The 22,962-nt window shown below is 65.2% G+C and carries 23 protein-coding genes; 10 read left to right on the top strand and 13 right to left on the bottom strand.

Annotation, left to right across the window (positions count from 1 at the left end):
* Positions 1 to 81 precede the first annotated feature (81 nt).
* Entirely contained in the window at positions 82 to 1,398 is a 1,317-nt protein-coding gene (locus tag IP68_RS02675; RefSeq protein ID WP_054133419.1) for a dicarboxylate/amino acid:cation symporter, read from the top strand.
* 96 nt (positions 1,399 to 1,494) lie between these two features.
* Here IP68_RS02675 and pal read toward each other — a convergent pair whose 3' ends face one another.
* The 6 genes from pal to IP68_RS02645 all read right to left on the bottom strand — a co-directional run bounded on the left by pal (position 1,495) and on the right by IP68_RS02645 (position 6,150).
* A complete protein-coding gene (gene pal / locus IP68_RS02670) occupies positions 1,495 to 2,013 on the bottom strand; it encodes a peptidoglycan-associated lipoprotein Pal (RefSeq protein ID WP_171900156.1) in 519 nt (172 codons plus the stop codon).
* Positions 2,014 to 2,224: 211 nt separating this feature from the next.
* The gene (tolB, locus tag IP68_RS02665; RefSeq protein ID WP_156317912.1) at positions 2,225 to 3,559 is read right to left on the bottom strand and encodes a Tol-Pal system beta propeller repeat protein TolB; all 1,335 of its coding nucleotides are present in this window, start codon (positions 3,557 to 3,559) and stop codon (positions 2,225 to 2,227) included.
* A gap of 3 nt (positions 3,560 to 3,562) precedes the next feature.
* Positions 3,563 to 4,465 carry a hypothetical protein gene (locus IP68_RS02660; RefSeq protein ID WP_054133416.1) on the bottom strand — a complete coding sequence of 301 codons (903 nt, stop codon included), beginning with the start codon at positions 4,463 to 4,465 and terminating at the stop codon, positions 3,563 to 3,565.
* Between the two features lie 37 nt (positions 4,466 to 4,502).
* The gene (locus IP68_RS02655; RefSeq protein WP_054133415.1) at positions 4,503 to 4,958 is read right to left on the bottom strand and encodes an ExbD/TolR family protein; all 456 of its coding nucleotides are present in this window, start codon (positions 4,956 to 4,958) and stop codon (positions 4,503 to 4,505) included.
* Positions 4,958 to 5,659, bottom strand: a complete 702-nt coding sequence (gene tolQ, locus IP68_RS02650) for a protein TolQ (protein WP_054133414.1) — start codon at positions 5,657 to 5,659, stop codon at positions 4,958 to 4,960. Before tolQ ends, IP68_RS02655 begins: the two co-directional genes overlap by 1 nt.
* Positions 5,656 to 6,150, bottom strand: a complete 495-nt coding sequence (locus IP68_RS02645; protein WP_197275701.1) for a YbgC/FadM family acyl-CoA thioesterase — start codon at positions 6,148 to 6,150, stop codon at positions 5,656 to 5,658. Before IP68_RS02645 ends, tolQ begins: the two co-directional genes overlap by 4 nt.
* A gap of 170 nt (positions 6,151 to 6,320) precedes the next feature.
* Between IP68_RS02645 and IP68_RS02640 the strand changes: the two genes are divergently transcribed.
* The 4 genes from IP68_RS02640 (at position 6,321) to IP68_RS02630 (ending at position 9,812) form a co-directional block, all read left to right on the top strand.
* The gene (locus IP68_RS02640; RefSeq protein ID WP_054133671.1) at positions 6,321 to 7,694 is read left to right on the top strand and encodes a class II 3-deoxy-7-phosphoheptulonate synthase; all 1,374 of its coding nucleotides are present in this window, start codon (positions 6,321 to 6,323) and stop codon (positions 7,692 to 7,694) included.
* Positions 7,691 to 7,864, top strand: a complete 174-nt coding sequence (locus IP68_RS20420) for a hypothetical protein (RefSeq protein ID WP_023837985.1) — start codon at positions 7,691 to 7,693, stop codon at positions 7,862 to 7,864. Before IP68_RS02640 ends, IP68_RS20420 begins: the two co-directional genes overlap by 4 nt.
* Before the next feature lie 137 nt (positions 7,865 to 8,001).
* Positions 8,002 to 9,258: a M20/M25/M40 family metallo-hydrolase gene (locus tag IP68_RS02635; protein WP_054133413.1), complete on the top strand. Its 1,257-nt coding sequence runs from the start codon at positions 8,002 to 8,004 to the stop codon at positions 9,256 to 9,258.
* Positions 9,255 to 9,812 (top strand): hypothetical protein, encoded by a 558-nt coding sequence (locus IP68_RS02630; protein ID WP_054133412.1) that lies wholly within the window; start codon positions 9,255 to 9,257, stop codon positions 9,810 to 9,812. The genes IP68_RS02635 and IP68_RS02630 overlap by 4 nt, the downstream gene beginning before the upstream one ends.
* A gap of 128 nt (positions 9,813 to 9,940) precedes the next feature.
* Here the strand turns inward: IP68_RS02630 and IP68_RS02625 are convergent, their stop codons facing one another.
* From IP68_RS02625 to IP68_RS02615, 3 genes are read right to left on the bottom strand one after another with little or no spacing between them, the layout of a single operon-like run.
* Positions 9,941 to 12,148 carry a CHASE2 domain-containing protein gene (locus IP68_RS02625; RefSeq protein ID WP_054133411.1) on the bottom strand — a complete coding sequence of 736 codons (2,208 nt, stop codon included), beginning with the start codon at positions 12,146 to 12,148 and terminating at the stop codon, positions 9,941 to 9,943.
* Positions 12,141 to 13,475: a FecR domain-containing protein gene (locus IP68_RS02620; RefSeq protein WP_054133410.1), complete on the bottom strand. Its 1,335-nt coding sequence runs from the start codon at positions 13,473 to 13,475 to the stop codon at positions 12,141 to 12,143. The genes IP68_RS02625 and IP68_RS02620 overlap by 8 nt, the downstream gene beginning before the upstream one ends.
* Positions 13,472 to 14,185: a response regulator transcription factor gene (locus IP68_RS02615; RefSeq protein ID WP_054133409.1), complete on the bottom strand. Its 714-nt coding sequence runs from the start codon at positions 14,183 to 14,185 to the stop codon at positions 13,472 to 13,474. The genes IP68_RS02620 and IP68_RS02615 overlap by 4 nt, the downstream gene beginning before the upstream one ends.
* 195 nt (positions 14,186 to 14,380) lie before the next feature.
* On the opposite strand from IP68_RS02615, the gene IP68_RS02610 reads away from it, so the two are divergent.
* Positions 14,381 to 15,883, top strand: coding sequence for an aldehyde dehydrogenase family protein (locus IP68_RS02610; RefSeq protein ID WP_054133408.1), 1,503 nt, complete (start codon positions 14,381 to 14,383; stop codon positions 15,881 to 15,883).
* Between the two features lie 559 nt (positions 15,884 to 16,442).
* Complete coding sequence (locus IP68_RS02605; protein WP_054133407.1) at positions 16,443 to 16,934, top strand: hypothetical protein; 492 nt, start codon at positions 16,443 to 16,445, stop codon at positions 16,932 to 16,934.
* A gap of 106 nt (positions 16,935 to 17,040) precedes the next feature.
* On the opposite strand, the gene zapE is transcribed toward IP68_RS02605, so the two are convergent.
* The 3 genes from zapE to IP68_RS02590 are packed head-to-tail and all read right to left on the bottom strand — an operon-like array spanning position 17,041 to position 19,486.
* A complete protein-coding gene (gene zapE / locus IP68_RS02600) occupies positions 17,041 to 18,171 on the bottom strand; it encodes a cell division protein ZapE (RefSeq protein ID WP_054133406.1) in 1,131 nt (376 codons plus the stop codon).
* On the bottom strand, positions 18,168 to 18,644 hold the full coding sequence (locus IP68_RS02595) for a PaaI family thioesterase (RefSeq protein WP_054133670.1): 477 nt from the start codon (positions 18,642 to 18,644) through the stop codon (positions 18,168 to 18,170). The genes zapE and IP68_RS02595 overlap by 4 nt, the downstream gene beginning before the upstream one ends.
* Before the next feature lie 59 nt (positions 18,645 to 18,703).
* A complete protein-coding gene (locus tag IP68_RS02590; protein ID WP_054133405.1) occupies positions 18,704 to 19,486 on the bottom strand; it encodes a succinate dehydrogenase iron-sulfur subunit in 783 nt (260 codons plus the stop codon).
* A gap of 154 nt (positions 19,487 to 19,640) precedes the next feature.
* Between IP68_RS02590 and IP68_RS02585 the strand changes: the two genes are divergently transcribed.
* Together IP68_RS02585 and IP68_RS02580 are read left to right on the top strand one after the other, a co-directional pair.
* A complete protein-coding gene (locus IP68_RS02585; RefSeq protein ID WP_197275700.1) occupies positions 19,641 to 19,931 on the top strand; it encodes a BrnT family toxin in 291 nt (96 codons plus the stop codon).
* On the top strand, positions 19,912 to 20,259 hold the full coding sequence (locus IP68_RS02580) for a DNA-binding transcriptional regulator (RefSeq protein ID WP_054133404.1): 348 nt from the start codon (positions 19,912 to 19,914) through the stop codon (positions 20,257 to 20,259). Before IP68_RS02585 ends, IP68_RS02580 begins: the two co-directional genes overlap by 20 nt.
* Here the strand turns inward: IP68_RS02580 and IP68_RS02575 are convergent, their stop codons facing one another.
* Complete coding sequence (locus tag IP68_RS02575; RefSeq protein WP_054133403.1) at positions 20,260 to 21,267, bottom strand: phosphoribosylglycinamide synthetase; 1,008 nt, start codon at positions 21,265 to 21,267, stop codon at positions 20,260 to 20,262.
* A gap of 156 nt (positions 21,268 to 21,423) precedes the next feature.
* Here IP68_RS02575 and IP68_RS02570 point away from each other — a divergent pair, with 156 nt between their 5' ends.
* Positions 21,424 to 22,893 (top strand): hypothetical protein, encoded by a 1,470-nt coding sequence (locus tag IP68_RS02570; protein ID WP_054133402.1) that lies wholly within the window; start codon positions 21,424 to 21,426, stop codon positions 22,891 to 22,893.
* Positions 22,894 to 22,962 lie beyond the last annotated feature (69 nt).

The following is a 22,962-nucleotide window of genomic DNA, read 5'->3' as shown; positions in this document are numbered from 1 at the left end:
GCATGCAGCCCCGGCAACGCGCGGGCTTGCGCATTTGCGGCGGACCGGTAGGACGCTGATTGAAGCAGCAGGGGCAGGATCATGGACCGCAAACTCACCTGGTATATTTTCGCAGGCATGATGCTGGGCGTCGCTGTGGGCTATGGCGTGCATGTCGGCATTCCCGTGGACAATCCCTGGTTCGATTACACGACCAAGACCTTCAAGCTGCTGTCGGACATCTTCCTCAACCTGATCAAGCTGCTGGTGGCCCCGCTGGTACTGTCCACCATCGTGGTGGGCATCGCGCATATGGGGGACAGCAGCGCGCTCGGGCGCATCGGCGTACGCGCGCTGACCTGGTTCATTACTGCCAGCTTCATCTCAATCGGCCTCGGGCTGTTGATGGTCAACCTGTTCCAGCCGGGTGTTGGCGCGCCGATCCCCGATGCTGCGGAAGCTGCCAAGATGGTGGGCGAGGTCAAGAAGCTCGATGCCTGGGAATTCACCCTGTCGATCTTTCCGAAGAACGCGCTCGAGGCGCTGGCCACCAACAACATCCTGCAGATCCTGGTATTTGCCATCTTTGCCGGGGTGGCCCTGTCGGCGATCGGCGAAAAGGGTGCGGCGCTGGTGCGCGGATCCGAAGCGCTGGCCGAAATGATGCTGCAGATCACCGGCTATGTGATGCGCTTTGCTCCCTTTGCGGTGTTCGGCGCGATCGCCAAGGTGGTGGCGGCCAGCGGGCTTGCGATCCTGGGCACCTATTTCGAGCTGCTCGTTGAATTCTACGCCTCGCTGCTGCTGCTGTGGGTGCTGCTGTTGACCATGGGCTGGATCTTCCTGCGCGAAAAGATCTGGCAGCTGATCCGCTATATTCGCGAGCCGCTGCTGATCGCGTTCTCGACAGCCTCGTCCGAGGCCGCTTTGCCCAAGATGTTCGAACAGCTCGACCGTTTCGGCGTCCCGCGCCGCATTTCCGGGTTCATGCTGCCGCTGGGGTACAGCTTCAACCTCGACGGATCGATGATGTACATGAGCTTTGCGACGATCTTCATCGCGCAGGCCTATGGCATCGATCTGTCGATCAGCTCGCAGATCCTGATCCTGCTGACACTGATGATCAGCTCCAAGGGAATCGCCGCGGTACCCCGCGCCAGCCTGGTGGTGATCACCGGGACGCTGGCCCAGTTTGGCCTGCCGGTGGAAGGCGTGGCGATCATTCTGGCCATCGACCAGTTCCTCGACATGGGACGGACCGCTACCAACGTCGTCGGCAATGCCGTGGCGACCAGCGTGATCACCAAATGGGAAGGCATGCTGGAGCGCCCCGACCCTGCCGAGCTGGAACTGCCCCACGCCCCGGCGCACACCCCGCACCACGGTACGCGTGGGCTCGATCTGCCCGAAGACGTTTAGGCGCCAGTCGCAGCAATGCGGCCCCGGCGTCGCAAACAAAAAGGCCAGCCGTTCCGCACGGCTGGCCCTTTTTGGTTCAAGCGATCGGCTCGCTGATCAGTCGATCGTGACCGTGACCGCGCGGCGGTTCTGGGCCCAGGAGCTTTCGTCCGATCCCATCGCGGCGGGGCGTTCCTTGCCATAGCTGACCACGCGCAGCCGCTGCTCGCTGACGCCCAGCGAGACCAGATAGTTCTTCGCGGCGTTGGCGCGGCGTTCGCCCAGCGCGATGTTGTAGTCGCGGGTGCCGCGTTCGTCGGCATGGCCTTCGATGATCGCCTGCTTGTTGGGGTACTGCGCCAGCCACTGCGCCTGGCTCTGCAGCGTGACCTGATCGTCGGAATCGACGTTGTAGCGATCCAGATCGAACAGGATGCGGTCGGAGCGCACCTTGGCGAGGAAATCGCGCTGGCTACCGGGGACCACGGCATCGCCGACGCCCGAATTGTCCTGACCCATGGAATTGTCGACCGCCGGACCCGGTGCGGGCGGCAGCTCGGGGGGCGCCTTCTTGGCGCATGCACCCAGGGCAATCACGGCGGTCGCCATGATCAGCGTGTTACGGACAGTTCTCATCGAGCGTCTCCTTCTTTCAAGGGGAGGAACAACGCCGCCGGGGATTTCCCGTTACAGCGCATGCTCCATGGGGGAATGGATATGCTGGACCGGTGCGACGCGGCCCGTGACGACAATACAACCCGTAACTGCGACGAAGCGTGACTCGGTTTGGCGCCGAGGTAAACCCCTTTGCCGCAAAAAGCGGCATGCAGCGCAGGTTTGGCACGGGTCACGGCAGGATCGGACCCCAGGAGGGATCGGATCCGTCGACCGGGGTGGGCAGTCGCCGCTCGTTCGAGCCGGTCAGATCGACCTGCCACACGGTCGAACTGACCGCGCCGCGCCCGGTGCGGAAGAACTGGATCACGCGTCCGTTGGGCGCCCAGGTGGGGGCCTCGTCCTGCCAGCTGTTGGTCAGCAGCCGCTCGCCGCCGCCCGATGGGCTCATCACGCCGATGCGGAAATTGCCCTGCATCTTGGTGAACGCGATAAGGTCGCCGCGCGGGCTCCATTCGGGCGTTGCATAGCGGCCGCCGCCAAAGCTGATGCGGCGCTGGTTCGAACCATCGGCGTTCATCACATACAGCTGCTGGCCGCCGCCGCGATCGCTCTCGAACACGATCTGGCTGCCATCGGGCGAGAAACTTCCTCCGACATCGATTCCCGGGCCGTCGGTCAGGCGCACCGGGGTGCCACCCTCAACCGGGATCTTGTAGATGTCGGTGTTGCCGCCGATCGCCATCGAATACAGCAGGAAGCGGCCATCGGGCGACCAGCGCGGCGCGAAGGTGGGGTTGCGGCTTTGCGTGACCAGCCGCTGCCGCCCGGTGCCGACATCATAGACATAGATGCGCGGGTTACCGTCGAGATAGCTCAGATAGGCGATCTGCTTGTAGTCGGGTGAGAAGCGCGGGGTCAGCGCGGTCGACTGGCCGTTGGTGATGAAGCGGTGGTTGGCGCCATCGGAGTCCATGATCGCGAGCCGCTTGGTGCGGTTCCCCTTGGGACCGGTCTCGGCGATATAGGCGATGCGGCTGTCGAAGAACGGGCTTTCGCCCGACAGCCGCGAATAGATGGCATCGGCGCATTTGTGCGCGGCGCGGCGCCAGTCAGCCGGTTCGACGACGAAGCCCTGCCGCGTCAGTTCGCTGCCCAGCGCGACGTCATAGAGATAGCAGCCCACGGTGATCTTGCCGTCGCCGTTCGAGCGGACGAAGCCCTGGATCAGCGCTGCGGCGCTGCGGCCCTGCCAATAGGGGAAGGTCGGCGCGGTGACCTCGTCCACGGTGATGCGCTTGACCGCGCTGCGGCCGATCGGCTTGAACAGGCCCGATCGGTCCAGATCGGAGGCGATCACGTCGCTGATCCGGTTGCCCAGATCCTCGGTGGTGCCCGCCAGCGTAGAATCGCTGCGCGGGGTGGGCAGCGCCGGGACCGCGATGATCAGGTCGGCATTGCCCGCATTGTCCACATCCACCGCCAGCTGCGCCTGAGCGGGGGTGGTGAGCAAGGTCAGGCCGGTGGTGAGCACGAGGCCGAGTTTGGTGAGCGAGGTCATTCGCATGGTTTACAATCCCAGATAGAAAGTTGGTTCGATGGTCTGCCACTCGGAATAGAATTGCGGCGGGAATTTGAACGGGGCGGCGCGGCGGACCGCGGCGATGGCGCGTTCCTTGTGCAGCGCCTCCTGCGCACGGTTGCTGGCGGTCACGCCGGTGGTGACCGCGCTGGGGCTGCCGACGATATTGCCCGATTCGTCGAGCCGCACGCTGACTCTGGTGCGCAGCTGGTCGGCATCCGCGCCGGTGGGCGGCACCCAGTGCGGCTTGACCTGGCGGAGCAATTCGCGCTGCAGCGATGCGACCACCGCGGGCCCTGCGACCGATGCGGGCGGCGTCTGCGACCGGCTGGTCGAGGCCTTGTCGGTCACCCCTTCCAGAAAATCGCTGCCGATGCGCGGCGCGCGCGGCGCCTTGGCCGCAGGCTTGGCAGCGGGACGATCGGGGCGCCTGCGATCGGAGGTATCGGCGGGCGCGGCAGGCTTGGGCTTTTCAGCCGCCTTGGGTTGCGGCTTGGCTGGCGGCGGCGGGGTGCTGCGCGCAGGCTTGGGCACCGGCGCAGGGCGCGGCTTTTCTGCGGCCTTGGGCTTGGGCGGGGAGGGACGCTCGATCGCCTTGGGCGCGGGCGGCTCGGGGCGCTTGACCGCAGGCGCAGGGGTCGGTTCGGGCTCGGGGGCAGGCTCGGCCTTTTCGATCTCGGGGGCAAGCTCGGGCGCGGTGGCCGTGGCCGCCTCGCGCGTCGGGTTGGGCGCGGTCGAGACAAGCCCCACCTCGTCGGTCAGTTGCACCGAAATCGGCTCGGTGGGCATCTTCAGCTCGCTGCGGCTGGCGATGCCCAGCGACAGCGCGCCGAACAGCGCGACATGGCCGATGACCGCAACCGATAGTCCCAGGCGTTCGCTTTTCTCCATCCCTGCCTGTTTCCAGCCTTTCGTCGCAAAAAAATGCCTATGGGCGTTCGGATGAACCCGTGGTGACCAGGGATACGCGGTTGAGGCCCGCGCGGTTCAACTCGCCCATCACCAGCATCACCTTGCCGTAATCGAGCGAGCGGTCGGCGCGCAGCATTACCTGCGGCGCATCGCCATTGTCGTCGCCGCGTTCGGCGCGGATCGCTTCCAGCGCGGCGGGCAGGTCCGCCATCGCAACCTGCGCATCATCGATGAACGGCTGGCCCTCGGCATCGAGCGAGACCTGTACCGGTTCCTTCTCCTGCTCAAGCGCGGCAGCGCGGCTGTCTGGCAGGTCGATCGGCACGCCTGCGACCAGCAAAGGCGCGGTGACCATGAAGATGATCAGCAGCACCAGCATCACATCGACGAACGGGGTGACGTTGATTTCCGCGATCGGCGCGCGCGAACGGCGCCCCCGTCCGCCGCCTGATGGGCCAAGAGACATCGCCATCAGATCGGGTCCTTCTCGAGTTCGCGGCTGAGCTCGCCATGAAACGCATCGGCAAAGCGGAAGAGCCGCCCTTCGAGCTTGTTCAGCCGATGCGAGAAGCGGTTGTAGGCGATGACCGCGGGGATTGCCGCGAACAGCCCGATGGCGGTCGCGAACAGGGCTTCGGCGATGCCCGGCGCGACGACCGCGAGCGAGCTGTTCTGTTCGGCCGCGATAGCGGTGAAGCTGCGCATGATCCCCCAGACGGTGCCGAAAAGCCCGACGAACGGCGCGACCGATCCGACCGTGGCGAGGAAGTTCAGACGATCCGCCATAGTGTCGATCTCCTGCCCCACGGTGGAGTGCATCGCGGTGGCGAGCCGCTGGCGCGCGCCATCGAGATCGGTAATCCGGCTCTTGGTGGTCCGCCGCCATTCGCCGACGCCCGATGCCAGCACCCGCGCGCTGGGCAGCTTTTCGTGGCCCCGCGCCTTGTAGAACGCATCGATATCGCCCGCCTTCCAGAAATCCTGCTCGAATCCGGTGTTGTCGCGCACGATCTTGCCGATCTTGAGGCCGAAGCTGATGATGATCGTCCAGGTCCAGATGCTGGCGAGTGCAAGGCCGATCATCACCGCCTTGACGACAAGATCCGCCTCCATGAACAGCTTGAGCGGCGACAGGGTGACGGCATCCGGGGTGAGGCCCATGGTATCGATCATAAGCGGGGTCTGTCTTTCTGGTCGGGATCGAGAATGGCGGAAAAAGCGTCCACCCAGGCGCGCGGTTGACGGATGGGGCGCCCTTCGGGATTGATGAATGCTGCGGTAACGTCTGCCTCCAGCAGTGTCTCGATAGAATCGGTGACAGATTGGCCGCGTCGGATGACTCGTTGATGAATGATGCAGGCTGCTGCGCGCAGACGTGTGATCTGGCTCATCACGACAAGGTCGTCGTCCATCTTGGCGGGACGCACGAAGCGCAGGTGCATGTCGGCCACCGCATAGACCCCGCCACCTGCATCATGCGTTCCGCGCTGGTCGACGGCCAGGCAGCGCAGCATGTCCGACCGCGCGCGCTCCATATAGCGCAGATAGTTGGCGTGGTAGACGATGCCCGAAAAATCGGTGTCCTCGAAATAGACCCGGCAGGCGAAATAATGCGTCTGGCCCTCGAACCGGCCATTGAAGGGAATGATATCGAGCGGGATCATGACCATGGCCTTCGCTTAGAGTCTTTGCGACATCAAAGGCAAGGCTCGCGAGCCCGTGGCGACCGGAAATGCCATTTGGATGCTGCTTTTTGCGCGCGACATTGCTATGGGGCGCGGCCCGGCCTAGATTGGCCGGCCTGATTTTTTCGATACCATTTGGAGTGATGGACGTGGCGGCAAAATGGACACCGGATAGCTGGCGGACCCAAGAGGCTCGGCATATCCCGGACTATCGCGATGCCGCGGCCCTTGCCGATGCAGAAGCGACGCTGCGCAACTATCCGCCTCTGGTGTTTGCAGGCGAAGCGCGAAACCTGGAAAAGGAACTCGCGCGCGTCGCTGCCGGCGAAGCCTTCCTGCTGCAGGGCGGCGATTGCGCCGAGAGCTTTGCCGAGTTCCACCCCAACAACATCCGCGACACCTTCCGCGTCCTGCTGCAGATGGCGGTGGTGCTGACCTTCGCCTCCAAGCGCCCCGTGGTGAAGCTGGGCCGGATGGCGGGCCAGTTCGCCAAGCCGCGCTCGGCCCCGACCGAGCGGCAGGGCGATATCGAGATGCCCAGCTATTTCGGCGACAACATCAACGGCATCGAGTTCGATGCAGCGGTGCGCGAGCCCGATCCGCAGCGCATGGTCCGCGCCTATTCGCAGAGCGCAGCGACGCTCAACCTGCTGCGCGCCTTTGCCAGCGGTGGTTATGCCAGCCTGCAGCAGGTCCAGCAGTGGATGCATGATTTCATGGGCCGCAGCCCCTGGGCAGATCGTTACGCGCAGACCGCGGACCGGATCAGCGAAGCGCTCGATTTCATGCGCGCCTGCGGGATCAGCCCGGACACCGTGCCGCAGCTGCAGGCGACCAGCTTCTACACCAGCCACGAGGCGCTGCTGCTGCCGTTCGAAGAGGCGATGACCCGGCGCGATTCGCTGACCGGCGACTGGTACGACACCAGCGCGCATTTCCTGTGGATCGGCGACCGCACCCGCTTTGAAGGATCGGCGCATGTCGAGTTCCTGCGCGGCATCGGCAATCCCATCGGCATCAAATGCGGGCCAAGCCTGAGCCCCGACGCGCTGCTGAACATGCTCGACACGCTCAACCCTGCGCGCATTCCGGGGCGGATGACGCTGATCAGCCGCTTCGGGCACGACAAGGTCGAGGCGGGTCTCGCCCCGCTGGTGCGCGCGGTCAAGAAGGAGGGCCATCCGGTCATCTGGTCGTGCGACCCGATGCACGGCAACGTCGTCAAGTCCGAGAGCGGCTTCAAGACGCGTCCGTTCGAGCGGATCATGGCCGAGCTTCGCGGCTTCTTCGCGGTGCATCGCGCCGAGGGCACGCATGCCGGCGGCATCCATATCGAGATGACGGGGCAGAACGTCACCGAATGCACCGGCGGTGCGATCGCAATCACCGACGAGGCTTTGGGCGACCGCTATCACACGCACTGCGACCCGCGGCTCAACGCGGCGCAATCGCTCGAGGTCGCGTTCGAGGTGGCCGAGATGCTCAACGCCGAAGCTACCGCAGCGGCGCGGAAGGCGGCATGAGCGAACGGCGGATCATCGTGCAGAAGGAGGTCGTCCGCAACGGCGTCGGCTTCGGCAGCGCTCTCGCCATTGCGATCAGCTACACTGCGCACAAATCGGTACTCTGGGCGATCATCCACGGGTTCTTCTCGTGGTTTTACGTCGTGTATTTCCTGCTCACGCGGGACTGACGATTGCAGGTTCCCCTCCCTGGTGAGGGAGGGGCTAGGGGTGGGTCGTCCACGCTGAACGTAGCATCGGGACGCCTACCCAACCCCTCCCCGAAAGGGAGGGGAGCAAGATTGAAAACGACAAAAAGGGGCATCGCATGGCTTTCCGGACATTCATCGCCGCACTGGCCTTCAGCGCCAGCCTGACTGCGCCCGCTTTCGCGCAGGATGTCGCTGCGGCCAAGACCGCGCTGGCGGGGGATTATGACCGGATCGTCAAGGAACTGATTACCATCACCGAAATCCCCGCTCCGCCGTTCGGCGAGCAGGCGCGGGCGGCGTATTTCGCCAAGGCGTTCAAGGATATGGGGCTGGCGGACGTCGCGATCGATGCGGAAGGAAACGTCACCGGGATCAGGCGCGGCACGGTGGCCCCGGGCGGCCCGCTGGTGGTGATCAGCGCGCATCTCGACACCGTCTTCCCCAAGGGGACTAATGTCACCGTGCGGCGCGAGGGCAACACGCTCAATGCGCCGGGCGTGGGCGATGACACCGTCGGGCTCACCGGAATGCTCGCCTGGATCCGCGCGATGAACGCCGCCAAGGTGCCGACCAGGCACGACATCCTGTTCGTCGCTACGGTCGGCGAGGAAGGCCCGGGCGACCTGCGCGGTGTGCGTTACCTGTTCACCAAGAGCGCCTACAAGGACCGGATCGCCGGGTTCATCTCGGTCGATGGCCCCGATCCGTCGCGAATCGTCAACCAGGCGGTCGGCTCAAAGCGCTACAACATCGCGTTTACTGGCCCCGGCGGGCACAGCTATGGCGCCTTCGGCATCGTAAACCCGATGGCGGCGATGGCCGATGCGGTAAAGCGCCTGTACGAGACCGATGTTCCCGCCAGCCCGCGCACCAGCTTTGCTGCCAGCGTCGTCTCGGGCGGCACCTCGGTCAACTCGATCCCCGACCGGATCGAGCTGCAGGTCGACATGCGCTCGCCCGATCCCAAGGCGCTCGATCGGCTGGAAAAGCGCTTCCTCGATATCGTCGATCAGGCCGTCGCGGCAGAGAATTTTGCTCGCTCGACCAATCTGGGCGAGGTCGGCGCGGAAAAGACCCGCATCGGCGACCGGCCCGCAGGCGGCACCGCCGATACGCATCCGCTGGTGGTCACCAGCCAGCGCGTGCTGGCCGAACATGGCTTCCAGACCCAGCTCCAGGCGTCGTCGACCGACTCCAACATCCCGATGAGCCTCGGCATCCCGGCGGTGACCATCGCCACCGGCGGCGGCGGCGGACGCGCGCATTCGGTGGATGAATACGTCAATGTCGAGCGAAACGCGTTCATCGGCGGTCTGTCCTCTGGGCTGGCGCTGGTGGTGGCGGTCGCCAATCTTGACTGGACCGCCAAATGATCCGCGCGCTGGGCCTGAGTGCGGCGTTGCTGCTGCTGGCGGGGTGCGCATCGCCAGTGGTGACTCGGATCGATGCGGCGGTGCCAGCACCCTTGCCTGCGCGGTCGAGCTTTGCGGTGGTGACTCCGCCCGGCGACACGACGCTCGCGCACAGGCAGGCGATCGACATGGTCAGCGCCGCGCTCACCCAGCGCGGCTGGACGATGGCCGGGTCCGCGCCGGAGGCGGCGGGGGACCATCTGCTTTTCGTCACGCTCTCCGATCGCCCCGCCACGGCGGCGCTGCAGGCCGGGGACGATGCTGGCAAGGCGAGCGCCGTGATCGGCCCCGCGCCAGACCGCAAGACTACCAAGGGTTGCGCCAGGCGCGATCATCGCCTCGCCATCCGCCTGACCGATCGGGTCACAGGCGCCGATGTGTACTCGGGGTCGGCGGCGGAGTATCATTGCAAGGCCGCGCTCGACGAGAGCCTGCCCCACTTGGTCGCCTCCGCGCTCGATGGACTGGATGGCTCGCCCGGCCAGCGGATGGTCGAACGCGCCGGGGTGCGCTGAGGCGGCAATCACCGTCATTCCCGCGACCGCGGGAATCCCGCTTTTTCGCCAACGCGTGACAGAAGTGGGACCCCTGCGTTCGCGGGGGTGACGGACAAAGACACTGTCGATGAACAGTGAGGAACGTTCTACCCCTCCAGCGGCAGCGTGATCGTGAACTCCGCACCGCCGGCTTCCGCATTCGCTCCTGCAATCGTTCCGCCATGCCGCGCCACGACGGCGGCGACATAGTTCAGCCCCAGGCCGATCCCCTTGACGTCAGCGCCCTTGCCCTCGCTGGCAAAGCGCTGGAACAGGTGCGGCAGAATGGCAGAGTCGATGCCCGGGCCATGATCGCGGATGCGGATGACCAGCGCGCCTTGTGCAGCTTCGATCTCGACCGTCACCGTGCCATTATCGGGGCTGTATTTCACTGCATTGTCGAACAGGTTTACCAGCGCGCGGAACAGGCTTTCGCGCTCGGCGGCGATGAAGGCGCAGTCGCTGGTGTCGACCACGGAAATCTTTACCCCGCGTTGCCGGGCAACCGGCCACAGGCTGTCGGCGGCTTCGCTGGCAAGATCGGCGGCGATCACCGGTTCGGGTGCGAAGGCGCGTTCCTGCATGCGGGCCAGATCGACGAAATTGTCGGCAAGAGTGAGCGTCTGCCGCGCGTGGCGGGCGATGCGCGCGCGATCGAGATCGCCCTGGTCTGTCGCGAGCAGCGCCAGGATCGCCGCCTGCGGCCCGCGCATGTCGTGCGACAGCAGCTGCAGCATCTCCTCGCGTTCGCGCCTTGCAGCGGCAATCGAGGTGATGTCGGTGAGGTAATCGACATGGCCGCGCGGACGACTGCCGGCATCGAGAATCGCGGCACGGCGCAGGACGAAGCTGCGACCGTCGCGGGTTGCGAACTCGATATGCGCCGCGCCCGGATCGGCCAGATAGCGCGCCAGCTCGGTGCGGCTCTCCTCGTCGGCGATCCCGGCGAGCAGCGTCGCGGTGCTCTGGCCCTGCATATCCGCGCCGAACGCCGCATCCGCCGCAGCGTTGGTCAGCACCACCTTGCCCGCGCCATCGCTGACCAGTGCGGGATCGGGCAGCCCCGCCAACGTGTCGCCGACAAAGCGCCTCAGGTCGCGCAGCTGGCCGATCGCGCCGCTCAGCCGGTTGGACTGGCCGGTGACCAGATCGGCATCGGCCAGCCGTGTGTCGCCGATCGGCAGCGCCTCTTCGCGTTCCAGCCGGGCAAGCTCGCCCGCCATATAGTCGCTGGTCGCCTGCAGCCTGCGCCAGCCCCATAAGGGATAGACCAGCGCCAGCCCGAGTAGCGCCGGGCCCGGCGCGATCCACAGATTGGCGGTGAGCGCCGCGATGCTCGTGCCCAGCACCAGCACCGCCAGGCCCAGCACCAGCAGATTGACGCTGCGCGGCCGCACCCGCCAGAAGGCGAGCAGCAGCAGCCATGCCGGGATCAGCGCCATCACCAGCGCGGCGAGCACATGCGGCTGACGCACCCAATGGCCCAACGCGCGCGCGCTGGCGATGTTGGCGTTGATCTCGACCCCGGGCATGTTGCTGCCATTCGATGTCGGCACCGGGTAGCGATCGCCCAAGCCCTGCGCGGTGACGCCGATCAGCACCCTGCGCCCCGCGATCAGCGCATCGGGGACCTCGCCGCGCAGCACGCTGGCGAACGACACGGTGGCAAAGCTCTCAGGCGCCGCAAAGCGCAGCCGCTCGGGCTCAAGGCACGATGGCCAGTTGGTGGGCGCCGCGGCGATCGTCATCAGATGCGGCAATGGGCGCGCCTGCTTGTCAGCGGCAAAGCAGAGCACCGCCGAGCGCACGGTGCCGTCGCCATCCATCTGCGTGTTGGCATGGCCGACATCGTCGGCGGCGCCGAGCAGCGCGGGCGCAGGATCGATGCGGTCGAAAGCACGGCCATCGCGCCCTGGCTGGATGAACTGGACCGGCAGAAAGAGGTGATCGATCCGCGCCATGGCCGCCGCCAACACGGTGTCGTCCGCTTCGGGCTCGGACAGCAGCAGGTCGAGCGTGACCGAGGCAGGGCGCGCCTGGGCAAGCCTATCGATCAGCTGCGCATGCAGGCGGCGCGGCCAGGGCCAGCGGCCCAGCGCTTGCAGACTGGGCTCGTCGACCGCGATGATCAGGATGTCCGGGTCTGGCGGAGCCGGTGCCACCCGCATCGCCGCATCATAGAGCAGATCATCGGCAGGCCGGGTCCATCCGCCCAGGGTGGCGGCGATGATGATCGCCGAGGCAATCATCGCCACCACGGCCCATTCGATCTGGAACCGGCGCCGCAGAGCTGCGGTTCCGGAGCCCTTATTCATCGATGGAGAAGCTCTCGAACTCGGTCCAGTCGATATCGGTCTCTTCGGGCGTGAAGGTCGTGGTGCCGACGCGCCACATGTACCGGCCCGGCGGCAGATCGCCCAGGATGATCGACGATCCGGTCAGCCCGGCCTCGTCGACGACGAGATTGGGTGTGTCCTGCGTGCGCAGCTGGAAATGATAGCGGCGCAGGCCATCGCCGGTGCCGATCCAGCGAAAGACATAGCCGTCCTCGCCCGCGGCGGCACCCTGGGTCGCGGTTGCCAGGCGGCGCTTGAAGGTGAACGTGCCGGGCATCCCTTCGAGCCCGGACGTCGCGATCGCGGTGAACCGCGCGAAGTAATTGCCGTTGGGCAGCGCGTCTGTCACGAATGCGGGCGAGGGGCTGGACACGTCGCCGACGATATCGACAAAGCCGCTGTCGCGCGCGATCTGCAGGCGATAGGCCCGCGCGCCGGGGACCGCCTCGACCGAGAACGCCAGCATTGGGTTGCGCTGCTTGCCGCCGCCTGTCGCCAGCGCGGGTGGAGGCAGCAACTGTTCGACCAGTATGCCGCCGCTCTTGCCGATCACCGCGCCGAACTCTGCTACCAGGCGGGTGTCGGCAGCTTTGGCCGGGCCACTGATCGCCAGCCCGCCCTCGATCAGCTCGGCGCGGGCCTGGCCCTGTTGCGCGTCATAATGGGTGCGAAAATCGGTGCCGCGCACCGCGGACACCGCGATCGGGTTGCGCAGGCGGAAGCGGTCGTCGCGGTCGCGGAACGGCGAGACACGGCTGCGCACCCCGCCGCTTTCCAGCGCCAGTTCGTAATCGATGCTGTCGGTGATCAGCAGCTTGCGCAGCCGTGCGATCTGCAAGGCGCTGTTGGAGGGCAGGGTGATCACCGAGCCATCGCTCAGCGCCAGCGACAGCGAGGAGGCGGGGCCGGTGACCACGCGCGCGCCTTCGCCCAGGCTCTGCCCCATCGTCACAGCCTGCAATCCGCCGCCGCCTGCCGCCGAGCGCGCATCCCCGCGAAACGCGGCAACGCTGGCCGATGCGGGGCGGAACTTGAGCAGCCGGACGGGAAGGATCAGCTTGCGCGCGACAGGCAGCCGGTGCGGATCGGCGACGCGGTTGATCCGCTGCACCTGCTTCCAGTCGGCCTCGCGGATCAACCAGGCACGGCCCAGCGTGATCAGCGTATCGCCCTTGCGCACGGTATAGGTGATCGCATCATCGCCCCCCGGCTGTTGCGCCAGCGCGCGATCGGGGGCCAACGCAGCACCGCAGACCAGCGCAACGAGGAACAGCAGGCAGCATGTCAGCGATGCGCGCAGGGTCATTCGGAGGCTGAAAGGTCCTTGGCCGGGTCTATCGTTTCGAGACGATAGCCATAGCCGAAAACCGTGAAGATGCGAAACCCGTTCTCGGGCTTGAGCGCCAGCTTGGATCGGACGCGCGAGATGTGCATGTCGAGCGTGCGGGTGGCGAGGTCCGCGCTCGTCCGCCAGATCGTTTCCATGATATAGGCGCGCGACAGCGTGCGGTCGCGGTTGCGGAACAAGAGGTCCGCAAGCTCGAATTCCTTGGCGGTCAGCGTGATCTCGATACCCAGATGGCGGATCGTCTGCGCCATTCGGTCCAGCCGGTAGGCGCCGAATTCCGCCACCTTGTCCATGCTCGCGCTGGCGCTGGTCCGCCGCAGCACCGCTGCGATGCGCGCGGCGATGACGCTGTCTTCCTCGGGCTTGGTGATATAGTCGTCCGCGCCGGCGTTGAGCGCCTCGGTGATGTCGCGCTTGGCGGTGCGACCAGTCAACATGATGACGGGAGGTGGGTTGTCCAGCGTCTGCCGCATCCACTGGATGATCTGCAGACCGTTCTTGCCCGGCATGTTCCAGTCCAGCATCACCAGATCGAACGTGTCCCGCAACAACGCCGCCGCCAGTCTTTCGCCATCGTTGAAGCGGGCGCAGATATGGCCCATGCTCGCTATGATGTGTTCCAGATAGACAAGGCTCTCGCCATCATCATCGGCTATTGCGATGCGCATAAGTTCCCCTGACTGTGCGCCCACTGAGCAGTTAACTAATCTTAAGCATGCCAAATGCCTGTTTTTACAATGGTTGGCGAGTCCTTCGTATACGTTTTTACATAGCTTTACACCAATCCGGTGACGCCCTGCCCAAGTCCTTGTATTGCAACGACATGAAGGCCATGGATCCGGCCTTCAAAACATGAGGAAACCATGAAAATCAGCGCAGACCATCTGCAAGAGCTCGCCGCCACGCTTGGCTTTGCGATTCCGCAAGGTGCCATCGATGTGTTCAGCCCCGTCGACGGCGCGCGGGTGGCCGGGTTCGATTCTGCCGATTCCGTTACGGCGGGCGATATCGCGGAGCGCGCTGCTGTTGCGTTTCGCCAGTGGCGCACGGTCCCGGGCCCGCGCCGGGGCGAGCTGGTGCGCAGGCTCGGCGAGGAACTGCGCCGCCACAAGGCAGACCTTGGCATGCTGGTGACGCTCGATTGCGGCAAGCCTTTGTCCGAGGGGCTGGGCGAAGTGCAGGAGATGATCGACATCTGCGAGTTCGCGGTCGGGCTGTCGCGGCAGCTCCACGGCCTCACCATCGCCAGCGAACGCCCCGGGCACCGGATGAGCGAAACATGGCACCCGCTGGGGCCGGTGGCGATCATCACCGCGTTCAACTTCCCGGTCGCGGTCTGGGCCTGGAACGCCGCGCTGGCGCTGGTCTGCGGCGACAGCGTGGTGTGGAAGCCTTCGGAAAAGACCCCGCTGACCGCGATCGCGGTGCAGGCGCTGTTCGACCGTGTGGCAGTGGACTTCGGCCCAGACGCGCCCGAGGGGCTGGCGCAGCTCGTTCTCGGCGATGCGCACACGGGTGCAGCCTTGGTCGATCACCCCGCGATCGCATTGGTCTCGGCCACCGGCAGCACCGCGATGGGGCGGATCGTGGGGCAGGCGGCGGCGAAGCGCTTTGCGCGCAGCCTTCTCGAGCTCGGCGGCAACAACGCGACGGTGGTTGCGCCGAGCGCCGACATGGACCTCGCGCTCACCGGCTGTGCGTTCGGCTTCATGGGAACAACGGGCCAGCGCTGCACCTCGCTCAGGCGGCTGTTCGTCGAGCGCGGAACACACGACGCGTTCGTGCCGCGGATCATCTCGGCAGCATCGCGGCTGCCGATCGGCGACCCGCGCGATCCGGCGCATCTGGCAGGACCGCTGATAGACGAGGCGTCGTTTGCAGCGATGCAGGCCGCGCTCGCCGATGCTCGCGCGCTCGGGGCAACGGTGCACGGCGGCGAGCGGATCGATGGGCCGGGTGATGGCGTTTATGTCCGCCCGGCGGTTGTCGAGATGCCAGAGCAGACCGGCCCGATGCTGCGCGAAACCTTCGCGCCGATCCTCTATTGCCTGCGCTACGACACGCTGGACGAGGCGATCGCGCTCAACAATGCCGCAACGCAGGGCCTGTCGTCGTCGATCTTCACCAACGACCTGCGCGAGGCCGAAGCGTTCGTCGCCGCAGCGGGCAGCGATTGCGGGATCGCCAACGTCAACATCGGTACTTCGGGCGCGGAAATCGGCGGCGCATTCGGCGGCGAAAAGGAAACCGGCGGCGGCCGCGAGTCCGGATCGGACAGCTGGAAGGCCTATATGCGTCGCCAGACCAGTACGGTGAACTATTCGCACGCGTTGCCGCTCGCGCAGGGGGTGACGTTCGAGTTGTGAGGGGAGGGGTGCTTTGTGAGCGGGAGCGGCCTACTTACATTGCGACATGTCCTGAATGTTCCGGTCCCCTGCAAAGGCAGGGGCCCATAACCTGACCGTCGTGCTTGCGTGCGAGGGCAGGAGATGGATGCCTGCCTTCGCAGGCAATCGGGCAGGCAAGCGGCGGAGAGGGCAGAAGGACGCCCGGTTTCAGACCTTGCTTTACCACCTCCGCTCATCCTGAGCCGCGGGCCTCAGCCCGCGAAGTCGAAGGACCCGCGCCCACGCTGGCGGAATAGCGGGGCCTTCGACAAGCTCAGGCTGAGCGGAGGGGGTGGCGGCCATGGAGCACTGCCGCTAAAAAAGTTGTCAGTCAGCAATCGACCCCATGATAGTCTTTCAGCAGATGTCGGGGTAAACCAAGAGCCGTCCTTAATTTATGACGGTGGCCGACCATGGCGTCCCTAGGTGCATGTAAACTCGATTAGGAGGGGCGATCGTGACAAACCAGCCAGCCGGCATTCCCGAAGACGTCCTAGCATGGATGAGGGAACGAGTTCGCGAACGAGGACCGGTGCCGATGACGGATCAGATCTTTCGTCATGGTCGAGCCTATCACGAATGCGCGCTTAGATGTCTGGAGTTTCGCGGGGAGGGGCAGGCTTTCCTTTTCCAACCTAGCCTCGTCTTGCTTGCATTCGTGGTTGAGATCTACCTCAAAGGTTTGCTGGTTGCAGAAGGGAAAGACGCTCGCGGACACGACCACACACGACTTTTTGAGCAACTGGATTCGCCGACTAGGGCGAAAATCGCGGCGCGCTACGCCGAGCGCCATCAAGGTCAGGAACTCGCCGGAGATCTTCCTGGGTTTTCGAAGCTATTTGTCGATGCTCGCTATTCATATGAGCTGAAGGGTGAGCATGTGCACGACATATCGGGCGTCGCTCAACTCGCCTCCACGCTATATGAAGTATGGGCAGATTCGAGGCCGGAGCTCATCGAGACGGGAGTTGTCCATGATCGGATTACAGCCAAGAAGCAGGGCGCGCCGATCATTAATCCGAAAGGCTGATTTCCGGCTCGGTGAACCCGAAAGCAGGGTTTCCGCTTCCCACCCAGCGCCAGCCTCCAGACCCTGTTCCAGCGTACCCCAAAACCAGCCGTCCGCTTAACGCACGCTACCCCGCCCCAGCCCGCTCGCCGTGCCCCAGCGCGAGGTAGCTGTCCGACTGCATTTCCATCAGCCGCGAGATCGTGCGATCGAACTCGAACCTTCCGTCGCCGCTCGAATAAAGGTCCATCGGCTCGGCATCGGCAGACGCGATCAGCTTGACCTTCATCTCGTAGAGCGCGTCGATCAGCGTCACGAAGCGCGCGGCCTCGTTGCGGTTTTCGGGGCCGAGTTGCGGAATGCCGACCAGGAACACGGTGTGGTAGCGCCGCGCGATGGCGAGATAGTCGGGCGCGCCGCGGGCTTCGGTGCAGAGCTTCTTGAACGAGAAGACTGCCACGCCCTTCAGCGACTTGGGTACGTGGATGCTGCGCCCGCCGCTGATCGCGACCTCGCCGCTGGGCACGTGCGCGGCATCGTCGGGCGAATAATCGGTCATGCGGAAAAAGGCTTCGCGCAACGCGGCGGTGGCTTGCGCGCCGTTGGGGACGTGCCAGGTATTGGTGCCCGAAAGGCGCTCGAGCCGGTAATCGGTCGGGCCGTTCAAGGATTGCACGTCGAGCCGCTGCTTGATCAGCGCGATGAACGGCAGGAAATGCTCGCGGTTCAGGCCATCCTTGTACAGATCATCGGGCGGGCGATTGGAGGTGGCGACAACGGTGACGCCCGATTCGATGATCGCGGTGAACAACCGCGACATGATCATGGCGTCCGCAGAGTTGTTGACCACCATCTCGTCGAACGCGATCAGCCGGTAATTGTCGCTGAACTGTTTTGCCACCGGCGGGATCGGGTCGCCCTGCATCTTGTCGCGCTCGACCCGCAGCCGCGCGTGGATGTCCTGCATGAACTCGTGAAAGTGGACTCGGATCTTGCGCTGGATATCGACCGATTCGTAGAACAGGTCCATCAGCATCGATTTGCCGCGCCCGACGCCGCCGAACATGTAGAGCCCGCGCACCGGCTGCGGCTGGGGCTGCATCGCCATCAGTCGCCAGAGCAGCGATCCACGCGGCGGCACCGCCTGTAGCGCATCCTGCATTGCCTGCAATCGTACCGCGGCGGCGCGCTGGTCGGGATCGGGACGCAATTCGCCTGCGGTGACCAGCGCGTCATAGCGGGCGAGCGTGCCGGTCATGACGGTGATCCGCTGCGTGCACCGATCTTGCGACCCGGCATCTTGCGGATCGTGCCGGTATAAGCGCAGATGCTGATGCCCTGCTGCTTGACCAGTCCGCGCAGGAACAGCATCCGCCCGGTTTCCTTGATGATCTCGACCTCGCAGTCCATCGGTACGCCCACCTTGCCGGCGCCCACGAAGTGTGTGCTGAGGTCGAGCGTCACGCCCGGGCCTTCGCGCAGCGATCCGTTGAGCCGTGCGCAGACGAACATCGAGATATCCACCTGGGTCAGGATCGCGCCGCCATGGACGTTGTCGGCAAGGTTGCCTTGCAGGTGGCCGGGGACGGTGCGCACGACGACGGTGCCGTCCGCGCGCTGCATCACCGACATCGGCCCCAGAGTGCTGTTGTAGCGGCCCTTTTCTCGCAGCTCCCACCGCATCCAGCCCGGGTGGTCCGGGTCTGGTCCGAGGGCAAATTCATCGGGCAATACGCCGTCCAGAACCAAAGGCGAGTCTGCGTCCACCGGGAGAGGGACAGTCAAACCGGTCAGACGTGCCGTTCGACCTGCATTTTCTTGATCTCGGCGATCGCCCGCGCGGGGTTGAGGCCCTTGGGGCAGACGTTGGCGCAGTTCATGATCGTGTGGCAGCGATAGAGGCGGAAGGGATCTTCCAGCTCGTCGAGCCGCTCACCGGTCATCTCGTCGCGGCTGTCGGCGAGCCAGCGATAGGCCTGCAGCAGGATGGCGGGGCCCAGGAACTTGTCAGAGTTCCACCAGTAGCTCGGGCAGCTGGTCGAGCAGCACGCGCACAGGATGCACTCGTAAAGGCCGTCGAGCTTGGCGCGGTCGGCGGGCGACTGTAGCCGCTCCTTGCCCGAGGGCACCGGCGTCACGGTCTGCAGCCAGGGGCGGATCGAGGCATACTGCGCGTAGAAATGGCTGAAATCGGGGACCAGATCCTTGATCACGTCCATGTGCGGCAGCGGGGTGATGCGCACCTCGCCCTTGCAATCCTCGATCGCGGTGGTGCAGGCCAGGCCATTGCGGCCGTTGATGTTCATCGAGCACGAGCCGCAGATCCCCTCGCGGCACGAGCGGCGGAAGGTCAGCGTCGAGTCCTGCTCGGACTTCATCTTGATCAGCGCGTCGAGCACCATCGGGCCGCAATCGTCCAGATCGATGTCGAACGTGTCGTAGCGCGGGTTCTCGCCGCTGTCGGGATCATAGCGATAGACCTTGAATTTCTTGGTCCGGCCCCCGGTCTTCGCCTGAAACGCCTGGCCCTTGCCAGTGATCTTGCTGTTCGCCGGAAGCGTAAAGGTAGCCATGGAAATCCCTCGTCAATCTGTGCGTCCAGCGCCTAGATAGACACTTTAACGCGCAGGCTCAACGGCAGATGGGGAGAGGGTGCGAAAAAGGTGCGGCTTGCCAAGCTTGTGATGTTGCACGCTGGACGACTATACGGAAAAGCCGTATAGTCGAATGATGGGGCCGGCGCTGAAATTCGACTGGGACGATGACAAGGCGTCATCGAATGTCGCCAAGCACGGCATCGGCTTCGAATATGCAGTGCGCGTCTTTCTCGATGCGGATCGCGTGGATTTCGACGTGTCACGCAGCGAGGATGGCGAAGAGCGCCGCAAGACCGTGGGCATGATCGAGCAGCGACTGTTCGCGGTGGTGTATACCGAGCGGCCAAGCTCGATCCGCATCATCTCCGCAAGGCGCTGCAATGGAAAGGAACAAAGACGATATGGCACGTTTCAAGCTTGATCCTGCGCACCCACCCGTTCTGGATGCCGACACGGCAGCGCGGCTTGATGCGATGACCGATGCCGATCTGACCGCACAGGCGCTGAGCGACCCGGACAATCTGCCACTCACGGAAGAGGAGCTTGCACGGCTGGCATCCGCGCGCAGGGTGCGGTCGGTCCGCGCGCGGACAGGGCTCAGCCAGCAACGCTTTGCTGACACCTACAGGATCAACATCGCCCGGCTGCGCGATCTCGAACAGGGACGAACGCGCGCCGACAGCGCGTTGCTTGCCTATCTTGCGGTGATCGAGGGAGAGCCTGAGGCGGTGTTGCGCGCCTTGGGGTGATTACCCCATCAGCCCATGGCTCCGCAGGCTCTCTGCGACGATCGTCTCGATCAGCTGTTCCTGGGTCCATCCGGCGCGGACGGCGGAGCGGCCGAAGACCTTTTGCGACCACAGGTTGCAGTTGAGGTTGACCTCGAGGAAGTTGAGTTCGCCCTTGTCCTGGTCCAGCCGAAACTCGTAGCGGCCATAGTCGAACGGCACGAACTCCTGCGCGAGGTTGGCGGTGTGCCCGGCGATGGCGGCCTCGAACGGCGAGCCATCGAAGTCGACCAGTTCGTATTTGCTGGCACGTTCGACCAGATCGCGCTTTTCCCAATAGGTGCGCAGATGGGTCGGATCGGCCTGCTCGAACAGCATCATCGGCAGGATCACGGGCTTGCCGTGGATGGTCACCACCGGCACCTCGACATCGCTGCCGGTAAGGAACGGCTCGACGATCGCGTCATGGCCTTCCTCGTGGATCGCGGCCACTGCGTCGCGCACGCCGGCCCAGTCGGCCGCATCGCGCACGCCCCAGCTCGCCGACGAGGCGTTGGGCTTGATCACCATGCGCTCGGCCATCGGGCAGAGCTTCTCGTCGACCGGGCCGCCCTTGCGATAGATCGCCCAGTCGGCCGTCGGCAACCCGCGCGCGCGCGCCACCAGCTTGGAGAGATGCTTGTCATCGGACAGGCCGCGCAGGATCGGGCTGCCGCCGAGATAGGGCAGGTTCCTGCGATTGCACAGCAAGGGCACCAGCATCTCGGAATTGACGAACCCGCCGCGGTTGAGCAGCGAGAAGACAAAGTCGACCTCAGGCGGATCGAACAGCATCGCGTACTGGTTGCCCACCTGCAGATTGTCGAATAGCCCTTCCAGGATGGTGCGCACCTCGTTGTGGTAGACCGCGTGGTTGCCGTCCTCGGGGTGCAGCGAGCCATCGCCCAGCGCATGCTTGGCGAGGAACAGGACCTTCAGCGTTTCGCGCGTCTTGGCATCGATGGTGAGCGGGGCAGGGTATTGGGTCACTGAAAAGGCACACTTTCGTTGTTCATCCGGGGGCCAGCAGCCCGGGCCGGGGTTCCTTCAGGCAGGGCGAATGACCCAAGACAACTTGCCATTGCGGCCAACACCCCTATAGGCGCGCCCATATCCGCTTCGGGGGCGCAGCGAAAGTACCGTTTGATGGAACACGAACCAAACAAGGCTGTAAGCCACCTTCTGACGCTGGGCGGAGACGAGCGTATCGTCCCGGCGCATGCTGATGGCACCAACAAATATCACTCCTCGCCGTTCCCGCGGCAGACGGTGACCTATGCGTCATCGACCGCGAACGACATTTCTGCGCCGGCGTTCGAGCACCTCACCGCATTCGTCGCGCACAACGGCATCACCCCGGACATGGCAGGCGCCGATTATGCGCGGCATCTCGATGCAGTGCGCGAGCGGCTCGCCAGGGCCTACAGCCTGCCATCGGGCACCGACATCGCCTTTTCCGCATCGGGCACCGACCTGGAATACATCGCGCTGCAGGCCTTTGCCGGGCGCGCGCGGGGCGGCATCCACAATGTGCTGCTGGGCGCGGACGAGGTCGGCAGCGGTTGCATCCTGAGCGCGCACGGCCAGTATTTCGCCGCACAGACGGCCCTGGGTGTACCGACGACCAAGGGCACGCCGGTGCCGGGGCTGGCGCCTGTGTCGCTCACCGAAATTTCGGTACGCAACGGCTTTGGTGATGCCTTCGACAGTGGCGTTATTGTCGCTGGCATGCGCAGCGAGATCGAGCGCGCGCTGGCGAACGATCAGTTCCCGCTGCTGCACGTGGTGCACGGGTCGAAGACGGGGCTTATCCTGCCGCATCTCGATGACATCGACGCGCTGATCGCGCGCTATGGGAACCGCATCGGCTTTGTCGTCGATGCGTGCCAGGCGCGGATCACCAGCGCGGCGATCGCGGCGTATCTGACGCGCGGCGCGGTGGTGCTGCTCACCGGATCCAAGTTCATGGGCGGGGCGCCGTTCTCGGGTTTCGCGCTGGTGCCGCAGTCGATCGCCGCGCGCATCGCGCCGCTGGGCGAGGGGATGGCGACGATCTTCCGCCGTGCAGAACTGCCAGCCCGCTGGGCGGGTGCCGATCAGCTCCCCGATGGCGGCAATGCCGGGCTCACGGTGCGTCTCGAGGCGGCGCTGTTCGAACTCGAGCGCTTCCAGGCGCTCGCGTTCAGCGATGTCGCCCGGATCATCGAACTGTTCCGCACCGCATCGCTGCAATTGGTTGAGCGCATCGGCGGGGCGCGGGTGCTGCCCTATCCGATTGGGGATCGCGAGCAGGCGGGCAGCCACCCGATCGAGATGCGCACGCTGACCACGATAGACCTCAGCGGCGAAAGCGGCGCGATCGATTTCGAAGGTGCCACCGCGATCCAGATGGCGATGATGGGGGCGTCGGTGCGGCTGGGTCAGCCGGTCAAATGCGCGCGGTTCCAGGGGCTGGACATGGCGGGCAAGGTCCGCGGGACGCTGCGCGTGGGGATTTCCATGCCGCAGATCGTGGCGCTGGCCGCGCTGCCCGCCGATGCTGCCGAACGCGCGTTGGCACAGGACATGGACGCGATCGCACAGGCGTTCGGCACGGCGCGCGTTGCGCTGGGCTGACGCCTTGCCCGGCCCGATGGGCTGAAATCATGAATTGAAATGCGATCATCGGCGGTCGTTCCCGGATAT

This window comes from Blastomonas sp. AAP25 (assembly GCF_001295965.1).
GTDB classification, from domain to species: domain Bacteria; phylum Pseudomonadota; class Alphaproteobacteria; order Sphingomonadales; family Sphingomonadaceae; genus Blastomonas; species Blastomonas fulva.
Note: the sequence above shows the minus strand (reverse complement) of the source record. Positions and strands in the feature narration are given on the sequence as shown.